General features: G+C 48.3%; 21 protein-coding genes. 12 read left to right on the top strand and 9 right to left on the bottom strand.

What is annotated here, in order from left to right; translation table 11 throughout:
* Positions 1 to 744 precede the first annotated feature (744 nt).
* The gene (locus N5910_RS09245; RefSeq protein ID WP_074359626.1) at positions 745 to 1,212 is read right to left on the bottom strand and encodes a DUF2299 domain-containing protein; all 468 of its coding nucleotides are present in this window, start codon (positions 1,210 to 1,212) and stop codon (positions 745 to 747) included.
* 167 nt (positions 1,213 to 1,379) lie between these two features.
* Here N5910_RS09245 and N5910_RS09240 point away from each other — a divergent pair, with 167 nt between their 5' ends.
* The 3 genes from N5910_RS09240 to N5910_RS09230 all read left to right on the top strand — a co-directional run bounded on the left by N5910_RS09240 (position 1,380) and on the right by N5910_RS09230 (position 3,589).
* Complete coding sequence (locus N5910_RS09240; protein ID WP_261599594.1) at positions 1,380 to 2,273, top strand: cobalamin biosynthesis protein; 894 nt, start codon at positions 1,380 to 1,382, stop codon at positions 2,271 to 2,273.
* Positions 2,270 to 3,259 carry a cobalt-precorrin 5A hydrolase gene (locus N5910_RS09235; protein ID WP_074359624.1) on the top strand — a complete coding sequence of 330 codons (990 nt, stop codon included), beginning with the start codon at positions 2,270 to 2,272 and terminating at the stop codon, positions 3,257 to 3,259. The genes N5910_RS09240 and N5910_RS09235 overlap by 4 nt, the downstream gene beginning before the upstream one ends.
* Before the next feature lie 75 nt (positions 3,260 to 3,334).
* On the top strand, positions 3,335 to 3,589 hold the full coding sequence (locus N5910_RS09230) for a UPF0147 family protein (protein WP_074359623.1): 255 nt from the start codon (positions 3,335 to 3,337) through the stop codon (positions 3,587 to 3,589).
* Between the two features lie 53 nt (positions 3,590 to 3,642).
* On the opposite strand, the gene N5910_RS09225 is transcribed toward N5910_RS09230, so the two are convergent.
* Both N5910_RS09225 and N5910_RS09220 read right to left on the bottom strand, forming a co-directional pair.
* Entirely contained in the window at positions 3,643 to 4,206 is a 564-nt protein-coding gene (locus N5910_RS09225; protein WP_084531297.1) for a class II aldolase/adducin family protein, read from the bottom strand.
* Between the two features lie 8 nt (positions 4,207 to 4,214).
* A complete protein-coding gene (locus N5910_RS09220; protein ID WP_261599894.1) occupies positions 4,215 to 5,660 on the bottom strand; it encodes a DNA-directed DNA polymerase II small subunit in 1,446 nt (481 codons plus the stop codon).
* Positions 5,661 to 5,789: 129 nt separating this feature from the next.
* Here N5910_RS09220 and N5910_RS09215 point away from each other — a divergent pair, with 129 nt between their 5' ends.
* From N5910_RS09215 to N5910_RS09200, 4 genes are all read left to right on the top strand, one after another.
* Positions 5,790 to 6,290: a hypothetical protein gene (locus N5910_RS09215; RefSeq protein WP_074359622.1), complete on the top strand. Its 501-nt coding sequence runs from the start codon at positions 5,790 to 5,792 to the stop codon at positions 6,288 to 6,290.
* Positions 6,291 to 6,430: 140 nt separating this feature from the next.
* A complete protein-coding gene (gene cobJ / locus N5910_RS09210; RefSeq protein WP_191216278.1) occupies positions 6,431 to 7,483 on the top strand; it encodes a precorrin-3B C(17)-methyltransferase in 1,053 nt (350 codons plus the stop codon).
* 87 nt (positions 7,484 to 7,570) lie between these two features.
* A complete protein-coding gene (locus tag N5910_RS09205) occupies positions 7,571 to 8,131 on the top strand; it encodes a potassium channel family protein (protein ID WP_191216618.1) in 561 nt (186 codons plus the stop codon).
* Between the two features lie 37 nt (positions 8,132 to 8,168).
* Positions 8,169 to 9,500, top strand: coding sequence for a magnesium transporter (locus tag N5910_RS09200; protein ID WP_074359619.1), 1,332 nt, complete (start codon positions 8,169 to 8,171; stop codon positions 9,498 to 9,500).
* A gap of 96 nt (positions 9,501 to 9,596) precedes the next feature.
* Here the strand turns inward: N5910_RS09200 and N5910_RS09195 are convergent, their stop codons facing one another.
* Positions 9,597 to 10,391, bottom strand: coding sequence for a hypothetical protein (locus tag N5910_RS09195; RefSeq protein ID WP_191216276.1), 795 nt, complete (start codon positions 10,389 to 10,391; stop codon positions 9,597 to 9,599).
* A gap of 28 nt (positions 10,392 to 10,419) precedes the next feature.
* On the bottom strand, positions 10,420 to 11,310 hold the full coding sequence (locus tag N5910_RS09190; RefSeq protein WP_261599593.1) for a hypothetical protein: 891 nt from the start codon (positions 11,308 to 11,310) through the stop codon (positions 10,420 to 10,422).
* Positions 11,311 to 11,585: 275 nt separating this feature from the next.
* Between N5910_RS09190 and N5910_RS09185 the strand changes: the two genes are divergently transcribed.
* The 4 genes from N5910_RS09185 to amrS are packed head-to-tail and all read left to right on the top strand — an operon-like array spanning position 11,586 to position 14,395.
* On the top strand, positions 11,586 to 11,984 hold the full coding sequence (locus N5910_RS09185; RefSeq protein ID WP_074359616.1) for a Zn-ribbon domain-containing OB-fold protein: 399 nt from the start codon (positions 11,586 to 11,588) through the stop codon (positions 11,982 to 11,984).
* Positions 11,956 to 12,384, top strand: coding sequence for a sirohydrochlorin nickelochelatase (gene cfbA / locus N5910_RS09180; RefSeq protein WP_074359615.1), 429 nt, complete (start codon positions 11,956 to 11,958; stop codon positions 12,382 to 12,384). Before N5910_RS09185 ends, cfbA begins: the two co-directional genes overlap by 29 nt.
* Before the next feature lie 17 nt (positions 12,385 to 12,401).
* Positions 12,402 to 13,394 carry a thiamine-phosphate kinase gene (thiL, locus tag N5910_RS09175; RefSeq protein WP_074359614.1) on the top strand — a complete coding sequence of 331 codons (993 nt, stop codon included), beginning with the start codon at positions 12,402 to 12,404 and terminating at the stop codon, positions 13,392 to 13,394.
* The gene (amrS, locus tag N5910_RS09170) at positions 13,391 to 14,395 is read left to right on the top strand and encodes an AmmeMemoRadiSam system radical SAM enzyme (protein ID WP_074359613.1); all 1,005 of its coding nucleotides are present in this window, start codon (positions 13,391 to 13,393) and stop codon (positions 14,393 to 14,395) included. The genes thiL and amrS overlap by 4 nt, the downstream gene beginning before the upstream one ends.
* A gap of 157 nt (positions 14,396 to 14,552) precedes the next feature.
* On the opposite strand, the gene N5910_RS09165 is transcribed toward amrS, so the two are convergent.
* Both N5910_RS09165 and purE read right to left on the bottom strand, forming a co-directional pair.
* Positions 14,553 to 15,812 carry a UbiD family decarboxylase gene (locus N5910_RS09165; RefSeq protein WP_074359837.1) on the bottom strand — a complete coding sequence of 420 codons (1,260 nt, stop codon included), beginning with the start codon at positions 15,810 to 15,812 and terminating at the stop codon, positions 14,553 to 14,555.
* 22 nt (positions 15,813 to 15,834) lie between these two features.
* Positions 15,835 to 16,839 (bottom strand): 5-(carboxyamino)imidazole ribonucleotide mutase, encoded by a 1,005-nt coding sequence (gene purE, locus N5910_RS09160; protein WP_074359612.1) that lies wholly within the window; start codon positions 16,837 to 16,839, stop codon positions 15,835 to 15,837.
* Positions 16,840 to 16,967: 128 nt separating this feature from the next.
* Here purE and N5910_RS09155 point away from each other — a divergent pair, with 128 nt between their 5' ends.
* On the top strand, positions 16,968 to 18,662 hold the full coding sequence (locus N5910_RS09155) for a glycosyltransferase (RefSeq protein WP_261599592.1): 1,695 nt from the start codon (positions 16,968 to 16,970) through the stop codon (positions 18,660 to 18,662).
* 95 nt (positions 18,663 to 18,757) lie between these two features.
* Here the strand turns inward: N5910_RS09155 and mmp11 are convergent, their stop codons facing one another.
* Positions 18,758 to 19,690, bottom strand: a complete 933-nt coding sequence (gene mmp11 / locus N5910_RS09150; protein ID WP_191216273.1) for a methanogenesis marker protein 11 — start codon at positions 19,688 to 19,690, stop codon at positions 18,758 to 18,760.
* Between the two features lie 16 nt (positions 19,691 to 19,706).
* Complete coding sequence (gene ribH / locus N5910_RS09145) at positions 19,707 to 20,123, bottom strand: 6,7-dimethyl-8-ribityllumazine synthase (protein WP_074359609.1); 417 nt, start codon at positions 20,121 to 20,123, stop codon at positions 19,707 to 19,709.
* Positions 20,124 to 20,208: the final 85 nt, after the last annotated feature.

Here is a 20,208-nt window from a genome sequence, read left to right as displayed (position 1 = left end):
GTCTGTGAGACATGTTTTTCAAGTGTAAATGATACGTTCGGGTCCTGCCATCGATGAAAGGGTGGTCCATTTCAAGTGTAAAATTTCATTCTGTCCCTACCTATTGTCGGTGGGGCATCAGTTTCAAGTGTACTGAAATTCCATTAGTGAAGGGGTGGAGGGAGACATCCATTTCAAGTGTAATAGAATTTTGTTCTTTAGGGCTTCGAGAGAGACATCCATTTCAAGTGTAAGTATTAATGTAATAATTTTTGTAAATAAAATACGTTAATTTCAAGTGTATCCAGTGTAAGTTTTGTGAAGTCCTGAAGCATCCATACCTGAGGTGTCAGGGCCCACCCCTGATCCCAACGTGTTTTTATGCATTTAAAATGGGAAATTAATACGGAGTTACACTTGAAATTGACCTCTCTAACTCAAGAAGCTGCCATGAATGAACACTTTTACACTTGAAATTGACCTCTCCCATCCAGGGTGTACCATGAACTCCATGGTTTACACTTGAAATTGACCTCTCCCGGATGGAGGTTCAGGGAGTATATGACTTTACAGTTGAAATCAATGTCCCTGTCAGGTCACCGGTTACGGTAGCAGGGACTTGAAGGTGAAGTATTCTTCAGGAACTCTAAATTGTCAAGTGTTCACAGAATACATCTCATGTTTTTGGCAAATAGAATAAAAATGTGGATTTACAGATGAAATGCATCTCCAAAACCGGAAAATATAGTGGATGAAGGGTTCAGCCTAAACATACATGCTGTCATGTTCCCTTTTCTCATCACCGAACCTTTCCTGTATCATCCACATAACATGTAGCTTTGCCCTGAAAACCTTTTTTATAGTTGAAATCAACCTGTCCTTTGTGAGGCCGTCAAAGAATATCTCATCGGTCACAAGGTAACCGTTAAGGACATTTTCAGGGTGATCAAGCTGAAAATCAACCCCAAAACGGTTAATTGCAAATCGAATATCCCATAGGAACTCAGTCCTTTTAACCATGCTCATGTCCCGTATGCCTGCCTGGTGTTCAGGGCTCACGCTGGTGGCGCAGGCAATCAGAACCATATCCCTTTTTCCTGCAGGCTGAAGCACATCAATGACATGATCCTCCGGATAGTTAACCACATAGTGAAAGTTTGCGTTCTCATCTGGAACTTCCATCCTGAAGATTCCTTCCTCTTCAAGCCATTTTCTGATCATCTTCTGTGACATAAAACCACTCCCATATTAATGTCTGTACCGGAGGAATATATACTAAACCGAAATTATTACAGCTGAGACAGTATCCAACGGGTCCTTGTTGAGCTCCCCCTTCAATGCTTTTATACAGCCTTCCATGACTGGTATCTATATATGGCCCCTGACTGAAACTCTCTACCATGGATCAGATCCCGGTTATACTGATGGCAGTCCTGCTGGACATTCTGATAGGTGAAATCCCTGTAAGGATACACCCTGTGGTCCATATGGGTAATCTGATTGATATATTAAGGGGTGAACTTGGAAATACACGTATCTCAGGATTTTTACTTACCTTCACCGTTGCTTCGGTTTTCACAGCACCCCTCATTCTGACATTCTACCTTGAAGGGATAGTATGGTTTATTGTATCAGGGTTCCTTCTTTCAACCGTCATATCAATCAGGTTTCTCATGGCATCTGCCCTTGAAATAAAAGGCGCCCTTGAAAGCAGCCCCGATGTTGCAAGGGAAAAACTCTCATTCCTTGTCAGCAGGGACACATCATCCCTTACAGAGGAACAGATAGCATCAGCGGCGATTGAAACCCTCACCGAGAACCTGACAGATTCTGTGACAGCCCCCCTCTTCTACTTCATCCTCCTGGGACTGCCAGGCGCATTTCTCTACCGCACAGTCAACACCCTTGATGCCATGGTTGGATACATGGACCATTACTGCAGGTATATAGGCTGGTTCCCTGCGAAACTTGACGACGCCCTGAACTACATACCATCAAGGCTCACAGGCGTGCTCATAATACCCGCAGCCATCATCCTTTGCATGAACTGGCGAAAATCAATCAAAACCATTATGAGGGATGCAAGGAGAACACCAAGCCCAAATTCAGGTTTCACAATGGCTGCTGCTGCAGGAGCACTCTCTGTTCAGCTGGAAAAACCTGATGTTTACGTCCTTGGCGATCCTCTGGATAGTCTCGGGTCCCGGAAGATATATGAAGCTGTTAAGCTCAGTTCAGTTACAGTTGCAATCTTCCTCCTCCTTGTAACCGGGATCATATGGGTGATTCAATGAACGTGACCATAATGACCCTCACGGACAGGGCCCTGAAACTTGCAGAGCGGATAAAGGAGAAGCTCCTGGAGGACCCCACAGTGTTCTCTGTGAGGCTGATACACAGGGACATGGACCTTGAGGATGTTTTCAGGGAGAGCCAGATGATCATAGGAATAATGGCCACCGGTATAATGGTAAGGAAAATAGCACCGCTCATCAGGGGCAAGCTCCATGATCCTGGAGTAATCGTCATTGACGAGGCCGGTAGAAACGTGATAAGCCTTCTATCAGGACATGCAGGCGGAGCAAACGATTTCGCCCTGAAAATTGCAGGGCTAATCGGTGCAAACCCAGTTATAACAACATCAACGGATGTTAACGGCCTCATTGGAATCGACACCCTTGCAGCAAGGTACTTCTACCAGATAAGTGACCCTGGACTTCTCAAGCACTTCAACTCATCAATCATCAGGGGGCACACCGTTGAACTTTTATCATCAAGGGATGTTAAACCCCTCATTGATGGGGACGCAGCAGGGACCTACACCTACAGGAAGGGCGGTGATGAAAACATCAGAGCAACGTGCAATGGTAAGACAATGATACTCAGACCCTTAAAGGTTTCCCTTGGCATAGGGACAAGGAGGGGTGTTATGTCAGACACGATACTTGAGTTCATCCATGGGACAATGAAGAGGACTGGTATCCCGGTCCAGCGTATCGACGCCATTGCAACCGGTGAGATGAAAAGGAATGAAGAGGGGATAATCAGGGCAGCATCCATACTAGGGGTTCCCCTTGAATTCATACCCCTTGATGAACTTAAAGACCAGGAAACCGTGTCATTTTCAGACTTTGTTAACTCAAAGTTTGGTGTTGGAAGCGTGTGTGAATCAGCAGCGCTTAAAAGTGCAGGGCCAGGTTCAAGGCTCATAGTAAGAAAGACAGCGTCCTCTGGAGTCGCCCTTGCCCTTGCGGTATCCCGGATACCAAAAACTTTTTAACCCGGATTATATAAACCATATTGGATATAAACATTATCAGGTTTTTTTTAAGGACCATAACAGGGAGGATTCAAAATGAGTAACGAAACATTCAATCGCGTTTCTGAAATTTTAAAACATATAATGGAAGATAACAGTGTTCCAAGGAACATCAGGAGAGCCGCTGAAGAATCAAAGGAGATTCTAAACAATGAGGATGAGGACAGCACCGTAAGGGCGAGTACTGTCATATCCATACTTGATGAGATAAGCAACGACCCCAACATACCGATACATGCAAGGACACTGGTATGGGAGATACTCAGTGAACTTGAATCCATCAGGGATTGATCCATTAAATCTATTTATTCTGCCTGTGAATCATTAAGTGGACACACCTCAATCTATTTTTCCATTCCAAGCATTGATGCAATGAACTGTGTCCTCGCCGATTCCTCAACGAACTCTGCAAGGAGGAGGGCTTCATCAAGGTCGCTGCCTCCACACACTGTTCCATGGTTTTCCAGGACCACAGCCTTCTCCTTCAGCATCCCCTCAGCACACGCCTCTGCCAGTTCAGTGCTCCCTGGAGGATGGTAGGGGACCATGGGTATATGACCGGTTCCAAGGTCCCTGAAGCCTTCCATCTTCATGATCCTCACACCAGCCATCGAGAAGGCCCTTGCACATGGTGAATGGGTGTGGACTATGCCACCAATATCCGGTCGTCTCCTGTAGATTTCAAGGTGGAGTTCCAGTTCAGAGGAGGGTCCTTTACCCCGCAGCACCCTGCCGTCAAGGTCAACGATAACAAGGTTCCTGAGTGACACATCACCCAGGGGGACCATTGTCGGTGTTATGATTACCTCATCACCCTGCCTTGCGCTTACATTTCCACCTATACCTGATACAAGCCCCGTCCTGTAGATGTATCCTGAAACCTCAACAACCTTCCTCATAACGTTCATACCATCACCTAGAATTCAAATACCTTCAGGGCGCCGCGATGCAGTACCGGGACCTGGCCACAGGTGGGGACTATGTTGTAGATCTTCTGGAACTCTGTCTGGGCCTGGAATGTCCCTGAATTTATCAGGTGAACACCCCTGTACTTCTTGTAGGCGTTGATATGAACATGTCCAGTGTGCAGTATATCCGGTACATCATCAATGACAAGGTGATCCTCTATCTCAGATGCAAGGGGAGTCCTCTCACCGTATATTGGTGCAAGATGCCTCTTCTCCAGGAGTTCCTCCATTATAAGGTGGGACTTGTCGTGGGAGAGGCCGTTTATGCTCATGGCCATGTCATCGAAGCTCCTTCCATGGTATATGAGGGTCTTTAAACCATCAAGGCTTACAAGGGAAGGGTTGCTCAGAAATTCAACGTTCTTTAAGCTGTAGAGGGACTTTGCATACTCCTCTGGGATGGCTGGCTGGGGCTCAGCGATCCTTGAGGCATCGTGGTTACCGGGTATCATGATTATCTTTATATCCCTCTGTATATCCCCAAAGAGCCTTGCAGCCTCCTCGTACTGCTCTGTTATATCCTTTATCAGGAGTTCCCTTTCCTGTCCAGGGTAGATGCCTATACCGTCCACAATGTCCCCTGCAACCACAAGGTACTTGACATCGGCGGCCACCTCCCTCTGTTCCTCACTGCCCTCATCACCGTTCAGCCACCTTACAAAGCGTCTGAATGAGTCCTCCAGGAAGGTCTGGCTTCCTATATGGACATCTGATATGAAGACCGCTGAGAATTTCATCTCCTTCTCCTGTATCCTTGGAACCCCCGGGTGGAATATGTCTGATGCAACAACTAAACGGCCCTTCTTAACACCATGCACTCCTATGACCTCATCCCTGACAAGTTTCTCAGACTTCTCGAATAGTTCATGGTTCTCGTTGTGTACGATGACGGTGATCTCACCGGTGTCATCTTCGAGCTCGATCATTTTATGATTGTTCTTTGTACTGCGCAGATCATTTACAATTCCAATGATACTTACAACGTCCCCTCCACTTCTCAGGTCAGCAATCGGAACGTGTGACCTGAGCTCAGGCCTTTTTGAGAGGAGGTTTTTCAACTTCGTGAATCTGCTGCTGAAGTATGATACCATGTCTTGGATTTCACCGCTGGTGTAGGACTTGTTACTGGTATCCTGGATGACCCTGAAGTTGAATTCCCTCTTAAAATCATCCTTAACAGGCCCGCCTGCCTTTATTTCATGGGGGTTCTCTATTTCAAAGAAATCATCAAGGACTTCTGATGTGAGAATAGTGAATTTACCGCCCTCTTTCCTTATACTGACTATGAGCTCTGATGATGCGGTCATGGGGTCATCCATTTCCTTTAACCGCAGATATGCCTCGTCTTCTATGAGTATTCCTTCCCTTGCAAATTTGGCTATTATTTCATTCATTTCAACCATTCTACTCTTTACAGGATTTTTCCCCTTAAACATTAAATGGATTAGAGTAAAATATTTTACTGGGTTCATATATTTTTTATCAAAGTGACCTTTAATATAGAGAGAAAAAAAGGTGATGCATTGCCAAGGATCATTAAATTCTTCCTGTTCCTGATTATGTTCCTGGCGTTCTTTGAAGCCGGGCTTATAAGTTCATACACCCTGGTAACATCCAAGCCGCCGGACATAGAAAAGCTGATTGAAATGCAGATAGACACGGTGTCCTCTCTGCTGGATTCAGGTAAAAATTTAACCTCCACAATCACGGGAGGCCCTGAGGAGGTTAAGATAATAAACAACGCCGATGTTGCCGACGCCCTGAAGGCGAAGACAAAGCTTGACGGCATAAATATAAGGTCCCTTAATGCCACAACAACCCATGACACGGGCCTTGAGAATATTGAGATAAACATCACGGCAACCGGTTACCGTGAGAACCAGACAGGGGGCACGGGCCAGATAGTCATCAGGGCAACGGAACAGTTCACGGTGACTGCAGCAGCAAGGGCTGAGACAAGGTCCTCCGGTGTATGGGTGGATGTAAACACCATAAGGATACTTTCGGTTACAAGGATATACTAGAGCCTGAAAAGCTTTGTTCGGCGTTATCGGCGAGCTTAGCCGTTTCGGTTACAAGGATATACTGGAGCCTGAAAAGGATTATAAAATGCTTTAGGGACCTGTAAACCCTTAAAGCCCCAGACCCCTCAAAAGGTGAATGCATGATAAGGATAATTGGAATTGGACCCACACGTGACGATATCACGCTCAGGGCCCTCAGAGCTATAGAGGACGCTGACGTTGTGATAGGCTATGTAAAATACATAAGGCAGATAGAGGATCTCCTTGAGGGCAAGGAGGTCATAAAGAGCGGGATGGGGGATGAAGTAGAGAGGGTTGAACTTGCAATAAAAAAGCACCTTCAGGGTCACAGCGTAGCCCTTATAAGCTCAGGGGATCCTGGTGTTTATGGAATGGCCAACGTGTTCTTCCAGATCTTTGACAGGTATTCAGGAATAGAATTTGAGGTCATACCCGGCGTCACTGCCGTTAACTACTCAGCCGCACAGCTCGGAGCACCCCTCCATGACTTTGCCGTTATAAGCCTGAGCGACATCCTCACACCCCTATCTGAGATAAAAAGGAAGCTGGAGGCGGCTGCAGAGGCGGGGATGATAATAGCACTTTACAACCCCACCGGAAAGAAGAGAAAGAAACCATTCAGGGAGGCCCTGGGGATACTGAGGTCAAAGTTGAGGCCTGAAACACCTGTAGGGATAGTCAGAACAGAGGATGGCAGGGCAGAAACCAGTATAGTCACCATCTCTGATCTTGACGAGTCAATGGTTGACATGTCAACCACCATCATAATAGGTAACAGGACGAGCTATGTCCGGGACGGGCAGATGATAACACCGAGGGGCTATGCTGTGAAGGCACCCCTCCACGAACTTGCAGCTGAATTTTACAGGGAAAACCCCAATGGAAAGGCTTCAGGTCCTGACACGGAATGTGAATTCTATCCATGCCACTTTGAGGGTCAGAACTGTGCATTCTGCTACTGTCCATTCTATCCATGCGGTGAGGGCTCCACCGGAGGTTACTGGATAAGGGATAAGAATGTTTGGAGCTGCCAGAACTGTGAATGGATACACACCGATGAGGCCGTTGAATGCATAAAGAGGCGTCTTGAGGTATCTGACCCTGAGGACCTCTTGAAGCGGAAGAAGGAACTGCTTAAACTTCGAAGGGAGTGCCTCATGGGCATGAAGTAAGGTATTTATGGTCCACCAATCAAACACTAGACCACCAACCCAGGAGGATGAAAGTTGTCTAAAAGTGTTAAGGATATTCTCATTGAGATGAAGAACCTTTCCGAGCTGATGGTGGACCTCGCATACTCGGCACTGCTTTTTAACAGCAGGGACGCTGCAGAGGAAGTCATAAAACTTGAAAACAAGGTTGACAGACTCAACTATGAGATCAAGAAGGAATCACTTCTGGCTGCAAGATCTGTTGAGGATGCTGAGAAGCTCACAGCCCTCCTTGAAGTGGGTGAAGCAGCAGAGAACATTGCAAACTCCGCCAAGGACATAGCTGACCTTGTTCTAAGGGGAATAGAGCCACACCCTGTTTTCAAGATGGTGATGGAGGAGTCAGATGAGATAATAGTCAGGGTAACCATCAGGGAGGGCTCTGAACTCGCAGGGAAATCACTTGGAGATCTTTTACTGGCAACGAGAACTGGTATGAGGGTAATAGCCATTAGAAGGGGAGAATCCTGGATATACGGGCCTGACAGGAACACAGTACTTGCGGAGAACGACACTCTGATTGCCAAGGGGAACGAGGCCGGAGCCGAGCTTCTTTTTGCCCTTGCAAAGAATGAGATGACCCTTGAGGACATTGGTTGCACCATATAAACCTTAGAGATGATTGGAATGTTAGCAGGTGATATTCATGAAGATAGCAGGAAAGTTAATGAGGATGACTCGAAGAACACTTCAGGGCCTGCTAACATTCACCGTGACACTTTCGCTACTCCTTTCAAGGGGCTTGATAAAGGCCTTTAATTTATTTAAAAGTCTTGGCGGGTTCTTTGCAGGGTCAAAGAGGATTATTGGCGAGAGTTTCGTGGCACTTTTTATATGCGCCATCGGAGACCTTTTTGCAGGCATATTCCTTGGTAAGATGTCCCCCATGCTTGAGTCATATCCAGGGCTCCTTGTCCTTATACCCGGAGCTATAGGCATGCGTGGTAACATCTTCGGGGCTCTTGGCTCACGCCTCGGGTCAGGGCTTCATATAGGTACACTTTCACCGGAGATGAAAAAGTCAGGTGTTCTCAGCGAAAACATTGAAGCCACAATTATACTGACAATCGTCATGTCCATTTTTCTTGGGTTCATGGCATGGATATTCTGCCAGATTTTCGGCTTTAAAAGTATGGGTGTGGTTGATTTCACGGTTATATCTGTTATTGGCGGAATAATTTCAGGGGCAATGCTTCTGCCTGCCACAGTCCTGATATCTCTCAAGAGTTACGAGAATGGCTGGGACCCTGACAATGTTACAACACCCCTCATTGCAGCATCAGGCGACCTTTTCACACTTCCATCAATATTTGCCGCCATATCGGTACTTGAAATTGTTAGGAATGGCGTGGCTGAATGGATACTCTTCATACTCTTTCTTATCATGGGAGCCACCGGTGTTGTCATCGGGATGAAGGGTGGATATAACCTCAGAAAAATAGTTCAGCAGAGCGTTCCTGTCCTTTTGATCTGTTCAGCCCTTGGAACAACAGCCGGAACAGTTCTGAACAGTCGTCTGGGCGTTATACTTGATAATCCATCTATTCTTGCCCTTGTACCCCTCTTTTCAGGTGAAAGTGGCGATCTTGTAAGCATACTGGGGGCAAGGTTATCATCCGGACTTCATTCCGGTATCATACCGGCCAGCCTTCGCCCACGTGGGGAGGCTCTAAAGAACTTTGGAATCATAGCCGTGCTGTCTGTTATCATATACCCTACCATAGGGCTTCTGGCGCATCTTGTGAGTGCAGCCCTGGGAATACCATCCCTTGGCCTTGAAAGGATGGTGCTTGTCAGCTCACTTGCAGGATACATTTTAACACCCTTCCTTCTCCTGGTCGGCTTCTATCTCAGTTCGGTATCCTACAGGGTACAGCTTGACCCTGATAACATAGTGATACCTATTTCGACCAGCATGACAGATCCGGCTGCAAACACATGCCTTGTATTTGCGATAATGGCTGTCCTTGCACTCTGATCTGGCATTGGTCATGATGATCCTCTCATGGGGACTGCGAAATGATGCCTTTCCTGCCATCAAGTCTTTTTAGGGTTGTTTTTTTGGGATATACTTTCATGTCAGTACATTTGATGCCCTAACCTCAAGGACGCATGGATGCACTTCAAAGTAATCCAGAGGAAGCATACAGTCCCTGCTCCCAGTAGGGACCGCTATTATAATGAATCTCCCGTGACCCTTCACATGCAACCAGACCACGGAACCCTCAGTCAGATTCAGCTTCACAGCCTTGGATACAAGTTTTATTTCACTGCTGCTCATATTATCAGCTGTATCCACTATAAATGAACCATCATCTACCTCTGATATCAGATAATAATCACTGGAGGAGTTCACCCTGAAATTAACACATTTCCAGGTATCATTGTGCTGATGGGGGCAGATGCCGGTCCCTGTCCTGACGGCATAATCCGAGAGAAAGTCACATTTAAGGGTCCTCCTCACAACAACGGTATCCCCTCCACCGGGAGCTGCACCTGCCTCAATTGCCCTGATGCTGCAGTTAAGGGGCTTCAGTGTGAAGCTGACCCTGAGTCCTGGGAGGGCCCTCCCGATGATTTCAGGGTTTGAGCTGAGTTTCATGAACTTCCGGTAGGAGATAACCCCCGGACGTCCTGGAACAGCAAGACCCGGTGACCTGCACATGGCAGCCGGGAGGTTTTCCCATCCCGGGGGATCCCCTGGACTGTTTATAAGGACCTCGACGCCATCAGCCGCCCTTTTTTTGACGTGATCCTCCCTGAAACTCTCTGCAAGGCGCGATTCCTCTGCATCAATGAGCCCAGCAGAGAAACCCAGGATAATGGTGACTATAATGAGAGATAGGAGAAAATCTGTTGAAAATAGCACTATAGACACCCCCTTATCAGGTCAGGATTCAAGGGATAAGGCCGTACTTCAGTTTATGGCCCCCGTCGAGGTAGAGGATGAAACCCGAGCAGTTAACAGGATCCCCCTCATATGGCTCAGTGAAGAGCACATGGTCAGCCGACACCGGTCCACTTGAGGCGCAAACCCCTGGTATTATGAATGTTTCAAGACCAGGGTGTGGACAGGAAGCCCTTCCCTGGAGTCTGCAGAGGTAACAGGATCCATCATGGCTTTCATGGTAGTATCCGTTGAGTAGGCAGTTTATGAGCACTCCATCGTGTCCATGGCAGTCATAGGGTTCATAGGGGCACCTCTTTATGATGAAGGGTCCTGTTGCGTTTATGTAGAGGTCTCCCCTGACTCCACATGAGTTAAGATGGTTGCTTAGCTTATCACCATAATCTACTGTTGTGCTGTTGTGCTGGAGTTTCCCGAGGACCCTGAAGGGGAGGGGGTCAGGGAGTCCCTCAACCGAGACCCTTTCTGAGACATTTTCCAGGTGTCCTGTGTTTCCCTCATTTATCTTTATGGTGGCGTTGACTTCGACCTGGAAGGGATCATCGGGGGAGGATTCAACCGAATTCACTGTGCAGCTTGCATTGAGGTTCAGGTAGCCAGAGCAGATTCTATCGAGTCTCTTCTGTATGTTTTCCCTGATATCGGGACATTCATCACCATTTATAACCCTGTATGCGCTTTCATTCAGGACTTCCCTCGTGATGATGGGGATATTGTCCTTCAGATCCTCCGCAGCCCTTTTAACAGAGGATGAAGCCGCTGCCTCGGCGGTGCAGCTGGCCATGTGCTCATCAAGACCCAGCATCATCATGGCAATGATGACCAGGGGTATCATCAGGAGGAATGCGGCTCCGCCCATAAGGTATCCAGAATCATCCATGGTATCACCATAGATGAATTTATTATTACAGACATAAAAATATTACTCTAAACTTCATAAATTATTATCAAAATTCTGGGTGTTCAGGGGACCTCCCTGATTTCTTTAAAAACAGAAAGGGGACTTTAAATTACCCTGAACATTTGGGGACCATGTCCTGTTCTTTATTACCTCCTTGGGGATATCACAGTTTAAATACTAGATCACCCTATGATTTAATTATAATGAATCCGGATAGATAATGAAAGGATGATTATACTCATGGAGGTTGCAAGATGACAGAAACCGTTAGGACATGGCGCCACATACCCCAGCGCTACAATCTCACAGGTTCAAAATGTCTCCAGTGCGGGAACGTTTTCTTTCCCAGCAGGATAATATGTCCCGAGTGCAGGCGTAAGGGAAAGTTGCAGGACATGAAGTTCAGCGGGAAGGGCAAAATCCACAGTTACTCTGTGATAAACACCCCCACCGATGAGTTCAAGGACATAGCACCCTACGTGGTGGCGATAGTTGAACTTGAGGAGGGTGCGAAGATAACAACCCAGATAGTTGACTGCGACCCTGACTCAATAGAGATCTGTGACGATGTTGAAATGGTCTTCAGAAGGGTGAGGGAAGAAGGCGAGGATGGAGTGATATCCTATGGATTCAAATTCAAACCCAGAAGGTAAAATCGGCGTCCTCCTTGTGGGACATGGGAGCCGTCTGCCCTACGGGGAGGAGGTCATAAAGGGCATAGCAGACATCTACAGAAAGGAAGCTGATCATCCGGTTGCTGTAGGCTTCATGAACATATCAAAGCCATCGATACCTGAGGCAATAAATGAACTTGCAGCCAGGGGCGTTGAAAAGATCATAGTGACACCGGTCTTCCTTGCCCATGGAGTGCATACAAAGCATGACATACCCCACATCCTTGGAATTGACGATGGCCATGAACATCACCATCACAGCCACGAGCACGAACACGAGGAATTCGAATTCGATGGTGAGATAATCTACACCGAACCCCTCGGCGCCGACCCAAGGATAGCTGAGATAGTTAAGGAAAGGGTTAAATCAGCCCTTTAATCTACTTTTTGATTAAAATGTCCCATGGCAGAATATCATCCCTTGGAGAAAAAAAACTTGTTTCATGGATAATAAAAAGGGCAAGGGCAAGCTTCCCTGATTCGGAACTCCATGGACTTGGAGACGATGCAGCTCTCCTGGATATCGGTGATGAATACCTTGTCTTAACTTCCGATCTTCTTCTTGAGACAAGGCACTTCCCTGATCCCTCAAGGCCATACGAGATGGGATGGAAAACGGTAACAGCAAACATGAGCGACCTTGCGGCCATGGGTTCGAAACCTGAGGCCTTCATGTTATCAATGGCACTCCCTGACCTTGAAGAGGACTTCTTCAGCTCCCTCATCGATGGGGTTATGGATGCCTGCACCCATTACAGGGCACCCCTCATTGGAGGCGACACCAACGAGTCTGATGAAATCATACTCTCAGGGATGGCTGCTGGCAGGGTAAGGAAGGACAGGGTCCTCCTCAAGTCAGGCGCAAGGACAGGAGACCTTGTTGCGGTAACAGGCCCCCTGGGACTTGGAGCTGCAGGAACAGAGCTCATTTTATCGGGTGAAAAACCAGCTAAAAACCATGAAGCTGCAGTTGAAAGTTCACTGAAGCCCCTGGCACCAGTGGAGGATGCGTTGAGGATAGCGGAGTCAGGCCTTGCATCATCGGCCACAGACATAAGCGATGGCCTTGTAAGTGAACTTGGAGAGATCATGGACTCCAGCAGGGTGGGTTTCAGGATATTTAAGGAGAAGATCCCGGTGCCCAGGGAGGTCTTTGAAATAGCCTCCATTATCAACAGGGACCCCATGGAACTGGCCCTCTACTACGGGGAGGACTTTGAACTTGTCATAACTGCAGGGCCAGATGAGATGAAGGAACTTTCGGGAATCACAGGGCTTCATGTCATAGGCGAGGTCACCGACTCTGGAATTGAAATGATTGATAAGGATGGAAGAACATACACTCTAGATGTAAGGGGTTATGAACATTTAAAGGGGGGAGTCCAATGAAAAGGGAAGCCATGCTCTATGAGAGGAGCGGTGAAAGGTTAAGGTGCCTTGTATGCAACCGGAAATGCCTCATTCCTGATGGGGGGAGGGGGTATTGCCTTACAAGGGAAAGTGATGGTGAGAGGATATACACCCTGACCTACGGGGAGGTATCATCGGCTGCCGTGGATCCGGTAGAGAAGAAGCCATTATTCCATTTTTATCCTGGAAGCCCCGTATACTCCCTTGGAACGGTCGGCTGTAACTTCCGCTGCAGGTACTGTCAGAACTGGAGTATATCCCAGGCCGCAATAGACAGCGTGCCAACCAGGTACATGTCACCTGAGGAGGCTGTTGAGGCCGCAGCTGCCAGTAACTGTCTCTCCATTGCCTGGACCTACAATGAACCCACAATGTGGCTGGAGTATACCGTGGATTCAGCTGAACTTGCAAGGCAGCATGGCCTTAAAACAGTCTATGTGACCAACGGCTACATGAGTGAGGAGGCCCTCAGCATCATAGGACCTCTACTTGACGCTGCCAACATCGACCTCAAGGGGATGTCAGAGAGGTTCTACCGTGAGCTCTGCGATGCCCGGCTTGAACCCGTGCTGGAGAATATAAAGGGGATGCATGATATGGGGATCCATATTGAGGTCACCAATCTGCTGATCCCTGGCTACAATGATTCGGATGATGACATAGAGGCCCTTGTAAACTTCATGGTTTCCGAGGTTGCTGCTGATGTCCCCCTGCACTTCACAAGGTTCTTCCCCCATTACAGGATGCAGGACATCCCACCAACCGAGACGTCAACCCTCATGAGGGCACGTGAAATGGCCCTGGAGGCCGGTATGAAGTATGTGTACGTCGGCAACCTCCCGGGCACCGATGCCGAGAATACCTACTGCCCGTCCTGCGGGGAACTCCTCATAAAGAGGGATGGTTACATGGTTGATGCCAGCAGGCTCAGATCAGGGAAGTGTCCTGAGTGCGGCATGAAAATAGACATCATGATGTAAGATATTCCTGAACTCCACCGGGTTTATCTCAAAACCAGCAGAACACGCAGTTCATGTACTGGGGGACGCACCTTCTAATCATAGATTTATAGATCTCTTCTACAGGCTTTCAGAAAAAAGTAAAATTTAAGCAGGCAGTTCATCCTTCAGGGATGGATTATTCTGACCTGCTCACCCTCTGGAACTTCTTGGACCTGTCAAGGGGTATTGTTGCATCAACACCCACTTTGGTGGTTGTCCCGTCAGGGAGGGCTGCAGGGTCAAGGGAAGAGCCCCTGGCACCTGGAACCACGACTATGTCATCATCACCCTTAACCCTGGTTGCAATGGCGTATTCTATCTCTTCAGGATCAAATACGTTGATGTCATCATCAACAACCACCACGTGCTTCAGGGAGGGGTGGGCTGCAAGGGCAGCCATTATAACATTCTTACCATCACCCTGGGTCTGCTTCCTTATGGATACAGCTGCGTGAAGCCAGCAGCAACCCCCCTCTGTCAGCACAACATCCTTTACTGTGGGGACCGTGTTCTGGACTGCCCTGTAGATCCTTGGCTCCTGGGGTAAACCCTGGAGGAGCCGGTGCTCAAAACCAGCAGGCAGGATGGCATGATACATGGCATCTTCCCTGATATGCATCCTTTCAACCCTGATGACTGGTTCCTTCCTCACAACATCGTAGGTGTCCGTCAGGTCAACGAAGGGCCCCTCCCTTTCCCGGACCCCGTTGAGTATGCGGCCCTCAAGGATTATCTCTGCAGGGGGCACCTCCAGTTCAACCCCCTCACATTTTACAAGCTGCAGCCCACCATCATGGAAGGTGTTTGCAACCTCCATCTCATCGGCATCTATGGGTATTGAGGTTGTTGTTGCAAGGAGTGTGGCGGGGTCAAGGCCTATGGCAACCGCTATCTCAAGGTCCCTGCCCATGGCCTCAGCCCGCTGATGGTATGTGTAGAGGTGTCTTGGCACTATACGGACAGCCATACGGTCCTTCCCCATGACCATCATCCTGTGTATTGAGGCGTTGCGGGTTCCTGTTTCAGGGTCCCTTGCGAATATAACCCCGGCAGTGATGTATGGGCCACCATCCTTCCTGTAATGTGTCAGGACAGGGAGCCTTGAAAGGTCAGCCTCCCCTGAGCTGTAACCCTTAAGGCTCCTGGCCCTTCCCAGGGGGGTCGGATTTTCCATTGCATCCACTATCCTCCCGGTTATCTCATTGACCCTGCAGTTGAGGGAGAGGGCTATCTTCTCCCGGGTGTTACAGAGCCCTGATATTACAGGTATATCCGATTCCTTAATGTTTTCAAGTATTACAAGGTCCCGGGGGTGTTCCCTGAGTATCCTGGCTGCCTCGAACCTGGTTGAGACTTCATCCTTTATTATCACGGGCTTCTCAGGGAGTATTTCCATGAAGTTTCTCATTCCATCACCGTCAGAACTTAACTGAACGACTCTTTATCCTCTTTATACGGGATTCGATCTTTTCATCATAGATTCCCAGCATTTCAGCTGCCAGTATGGCGGCGTTGCCACCGTTACCTATACCCACGGTTCCAACAGGAACACCGGGGGGCATGTTGACCATTGAGAGGAGGGAGTCCCACCCGTTCATCTTGAGGGGGCAGGGGACACCTATAACAGGCCTGTCACTGAGTGCCACAACCGCTCCGGTTACATGCGCTGAGAGGCCGCTTATGGCTATGAACAGTCTGACGTCCCTCATCTTCTCAAGGTACCTTTCAAATCTTTCAGGATACCTTATGGGTGATATGACGTTAAGGTCATAGCTTATGCCGAGCCTGTCAAGGAACATGGTGGTCTTCTTGGCGATCTTCATGTCAGAGTAACTGCCGGGGATGACCGATACCATGGGGGCCTCACCCCACTCTTTATCATCGTCATCCTCAATTTCAGGTATCTGAATCTTGAGGGGTGAGTAGTATGAGCCTTCCATGCTGTTCAGGATCTGGCACTCATCCCTTCTAACCTTCTCATAGAATCCCATTCTCAGCTTTGAAACCCTTTCACGCACTTCAGGGTCCCCTATACCTATTATCTGGGCTGCCAGTATCGCCGCATTCTCTCCACGGTCAACCCCCACCGTAGCCACCGGGGCAGGGAAGGGCATCTGTGAACATGCAAAGAGGGCGTCCAGACCCCCAAGTTTAACATCCACAGGGACCCCTATTACCGGTCGGTGGGTGTTTGCAGAGATCATACCCGGAAGGTGGGCTGAGAGTCCCGCTATACCTATGAATACCTCCACACCCTCCCTTATGGATTCCGTCACAATCGCTTTGACCTTTTCATGGGTTCTGTGGGCGGATGCAACCCTCAGGTCGTAGGGTATCTTGAGTTCCTCAAAGATCTCCATTGCCTTCTCGGCAATCCTAAAGTCTGATGCGCTTCCAAGGAGTATCATTACTCTGGGTTTCATTTGAAGATTCACCTTTAGAGTTATGCTTAAAGGTTTATCATGATTCCTATTTAATACCTCGGAAGACTCTTCAATTTATAAATGAAATGGGACCAATAGGAGATATAGAGATTCAGAAGGGTGTAGCGATGTCATGGCTTATTCTTATAATGGTCTTCCTCCTCTGCGCACTGAAAAGAGGGATCACAGATAACCTGTCAGTCTCGGTGGTAATACCCGCATTCAATGAAGAAAAGACTGTTGCAGAGGTTGTTGAGGCAGCCAGAAACTCTGATATGGTCACAGAGGTCATAGTGGTGGATGATGGCTCCACAGACAGCACAGCAGAAGTCGCAGAAAATGCAGGTGCAAAGGTTATAAGGCATACCAGTAACAGGGGTAAGGGAGCTGCCCTCAGAACGGGCTTCAAACATTCAAAGGGGGAAATAGTGGCCTTTGTGGATGCTGACCTTAAGAACATGACAACAGAGAAACTGGAGAAGATGATAAAGCCCATCCTGAGGGGTAAGGCAGACCTTACAAAGACCAGGTTCAGGCGAAAGGCAGGAAGGGTGACGGAATTAACAGCTAAACCACTTTTAAATTTTTTCTTCCCTGAAATAAAATTTGAACAGCCCCTGAGCGGCCAGTTCGCTGCCAGGAGATCCGTGCTTGAGAAAATGAAGTTTGAGGAGGACTATGGTGTTGATGTGGGAATAGTCCTCGACGCAGATGTAATGGGCCTTACAGTGAGGGAGGTTGACATCGGAACCATAAAGCATGATATGGCCAGCCTCTCTGACCTCAACCTTGTCGCCAATGAAGTTGTGAGGACAATAGTTGACAGGGCGCTTGCCTATGGAAGGATAACAATGATGGATTCCATGGGTAAAGCCATAAGGATGTGTATACTGGGGCTTTCACTCACAACACTGGGTGTTTTCAGCATATTCTTTATAAGGGCCATTCCTGCCATGGAGGGGGTGGTCATAGCCGTTGCAGGGCTCATAGTTGCAGTTTATTATCTCTTAAGCCTCATCAGAAGATCGGTGTACGTGTTCAGACGATCAACAGGCAAGGTTCAGGCGGTAAGGTCCTTCATCTACATGCACTTCCCCATACTCGTATCCGGCCTGATCCTTATTGCAATGATATCAACCCTCCTGGGCGCGGTCCATGTTGATGATGGTAAGATATCCATTGAGCCCACATCAGGAAACCTTATAATATGGAAAAAGAGTCAGGATAACAGGACTTTTGATGTGCGGGGCCCCTACACCGTTGACAGCGCCCTTGAAAATGAGAACGGCACCATAAGAATCCCTGAGGAGGCGATAAAGACCCTTGGCCTCAACTACGGTGACCGCCTATTCATAGCCAATGAGACCTACACCCTCAACAGGACAAGGCAGGGGGAGGGCAACATAATGAGGATGCCCCTTGATGCAAGGGAAGCCCTCCAGCTGAATGCAGGTGACGTGATCCAGGATGGTAACCTGAGGAAGGTTTTCAATGGTATCTATGCCATGAGGAACATTTCAGAATCAAACATCACGGTCCTTAATGGTGTGATTATCCAGACCGATGAGGCTCCTGGAAGACAGGTCAGAGTCCTTGTTGATGGGGTTAAGGTGGCCGAAACCTCGGGGGTAATGAAGAAGGGAGCATACACCATCTATATAAATGGTGTGCCCGTCCGGAGGATCATGTTCTCTGATGAAGCCGCCAACTACACTGTCTACTGGGGCAGGCATGTGGTGAAGGTTGAGGTCCTTGGAACCCTTCCAAGCGACATGCTCTTTGCATCATCATCGGAGGGCAGATTCCTCAACATATGGCTTTAAATTTCTTCTGCTGTTGGGGTTTTAGCTTTCAAAAGTGATACCATGATGGAGCCCCTGTTATGATGGAGTTCCGGGGCACAACCCGGAAAATCCAATCAGTAGTAGACCCTTGCAGCCTCCTGAGGGTCATTGTAGAGGCCAAGGGCTGCTAGGGCTCCTATCTTTCCCTGAGACCCGGTTATCTCAATGAGCTCTATCCCCAGGGCTTCTGCAACACTTTCAGCTTCTTCAACCTCCATGAGGCGTTTCTTGGCATTCATGGAATACTCTCTGAGTTCTCCAGGGACCCTTATGCCCTCCAGAACAGCCATGGCTGTTTTATCTGATAGGGTGCTCTTTTCAAGGAGTCTCGCTGCTTTATCAATAAGATGTTCCTTCCTTCCGGGGTCAACCCCAAAGGCCAGGGCAACTGATACGCAGTTCTGGGTCTTGTGGGGGTTGTGGGGGTAGAGCTGGACCGTCACATGGTCCAGGTATTCAAAGCCCTCCTCCTGGAGCCTGAGCCCCATATTGTTTGCAAGGGTCCAGGTTGCACCTTCAGCGGGGGTGTCGGTGTCATCTATTCCTATGACCACCTTCTCGAGCCGTGGTGTTATAACAGCAGCCCGGCCCTCCCTTGATCCTCCACCCACATCATAGAGCTCAACCCTTTTAACACCCTCTGCCATGCCACGGCACATTGCAGCACCAACACCTGCACCTGCAAGACCCGCATGCACCACACGGACCTCGTCACCCTCAACACGGACCTCCTCGATCCCTGCAGCGTTTAAACTAGCTTTAAGTTCCAGGGGAGCTTTACCGGTCCTTGCAATGTAGGTGTGTCTGTTACTGTCCCTCCTGGCGCTTTCTATTAATTTACTGGAGCGGCTGTACTGGTATATCATCCACTCCGAACCTGAAACGCAGGGGTGATACTCGACTATCTCAACAAGGTCACCGTCCACCATGGTGATGACCTTCCGGTAGGGTGATATCCAGGGGTCCCTGAACCTTTCCCTGAGATCAGAGGGTTTGAGGATTTCCATGGAACTTCTCCAGGGATCAGAATTCATTAAGTCTTCTGTGCATTTTAACAGCAGCTTCAACAGCTCTTTTAGCGTATTCAACACGCTGGTGGGCTTCAAGCCTTGTCATCCCTGGACCTGATATTCCCAGGGCAACTGGTTTATCATATTCAAGGGCCAGGTCGGCTATTTTACGTGAAGCGTGCTGTACAACGATCTGGTCATGGTCGGTGGCGCCCTCTATCACGGCTCCCAGGGTGATGACCGCGTCGATTTCATCATCCATGAGGAGCTTCTTTATTGCAAGGGGCATGTCAAAGACTCCCGGGACAGGGATAACCTTTGTTATCTCAGAGTCCAGGAATTTAGCATGCTCCCTGGCAAGTTCAAGCATCATGTGCGTTATGTCATAGTTAAATTCGGCTACAACAGCCCCTATTCTAACTTCAACCATACTGATTCCTCCTTAGAGTATAAATGCAGCTGCAACGGTACTTAGGACCATTATTATTACTATAAATATTGCTATTACCTGAGCC

The organism is Methanothermobacter wolfeii (genome assembly GCF_025397995.1).
Lineage (GTDB): Archaea > Methanobacteriota > Methanobacteria > Methanobacteriales > Methanothermobacteraceae > Methanothermobacter > Methanothermobacter wolfei.
This window is presented reverse-complemented; position numbering and strand designations above follow the sequence as displayed.

What these genes read in the sequence shown, in the direction of transcription:
- N5910_RS09245 (WP_074359626.1), bottom strand. Translation starts at nt 1,212, where the DNA reads ATGTCACAGAAGATGATCAGAAAATGGCTTGAAGAGGAAGGAATCTTC.
- N5910_RS09240 (WP_261599594.1), top strand. Translation starts at nt 1,380, where the DNA reads ATGGATCAGATCCCGGTTATACTGATGGCAGTCCTGCTGGACATTCTG.
- N5910_RS09235 (WP_074359624.1), top strand. Translation starts at nt 2,270, where the DNA reads ATGAACGTGACCATAATGACCCTCACGGACAGGGCCCTGAAACTTGCA.
- N5910_RS09230 (WP_074359623.1), top strand. Translation starts at nt 3,335, where the DNA reads ATGAGTAACGAAACATTCAATCGCGTTTCTGAAATTTTAAAACATATA.
- N5910_RS09225 (WP_084531297.1), bottom strand. Translation starts at nt 4,206, where the DNA reads ATGAACGTTATGAGGAAGGTTGTTGAGGTTTCAGGATACATCTACAGG.
- N5910_RS09220 (WP_261599894.1), bottom strand. Translation starts at nt 5,660, where the DNA reads ATGAATGAAATAATAGCCAAATTTGCAAGGGAAGGAATACTCATAGAA.
- cobJ (WP_191216278.1), top strand. Translation starts at nt 6,431, where the DNA reads ATGATAAGGATAATTGGAATTGGACCCACACGTGACGATATCACGCTC.
- N5910_RS09205 (WP_191216618.1), top strand. Translation starts at nt 7,571, where the DNA reads ATGAAGAACCTTTCCGAGCTGATGGTGGACCTCGCATACTCGGCACTG.
- N5910_RS09200 (WP_074359619.1), top strand. Translation starts at nt 8,169, where the DNA reads ATGAAGATAGCAGGAAAGTTAATGAGGATGACTCGAAGAACACTTCAG.
- N5910_RS09190 (WP_261599593.1), bottom strand. Translation starts at nt 11,310, where the DNA reads ATGGATGATTCTGGATACCTTATGGGCGGAGCCGCATTCCTCCTGATG.
- N5910_RS09185 (WP_074359616.1), top strand. Translation starts at nt 11,586, where the DNA reads ATGACAGAAACCGTTAGGACATGGCGCCACATACCCCAGCGCTACAAT.
- cfbA (WP_074359615.1), top strand. Translation starts at nt 11,956, where the DNA reads ATGGATTCAAATTCAAACCCAGAAGGTAAAATCGGCGTCCTCCTTGTG.
- thiL (WP_074359614.1), top strand. Translation starts at nt 12,402, where the DNA reads ATGTCCCATGGCAGAATATCATCCCTTGGAGAAAAAAAACTTGTTTCA.
- amrS (WP_074359613.1), top strand. Translation starts at nt 13,391, where the DNA reads ATGAAAAGGGAAGCCATGCTCTATGAGAGGAGCGGTGAAAGGTTAAGG.
- N5910_RS09165 (WP_074359837.1), bottom strand. Translation starts at nt 15,812, where the DNA reads ATGGAAATACTCCCTGAGAAGCCCGTGATAATAAAGGATGAAGTCTCA.
- purE (WP_074359612.1), bottom strand. Translation starts at nt 16,839, where the DNA reads ATGAAACCCAGAGTAATGATACTCCTTGGAAGCGCATCAGACTTTAGG.
- N5910_RS09155 (WP_261599592.1), top strand. Translation starts at nt 16,968, where the DNA reads ATGTCATGGCTTATTCTTATAATGGTCTTCCTCCTCTGCGCACTGAAA.
- mmp11 (WP_191216273.1), bottom strand. Translation starts at nt 19,690, where the DNA reads ATGGAAATCCTCAAACCCTCTGATCTCAGGGAAAGGTTCAGGGACCCC.
- ribH (WP_074359609.1), bottom strand. Translation starts at nt 20,123, where the DNA reads ATGGTTGAAGTTAGAATAGGGGCTGTTGTAGCCGAATTTAACTATGAC.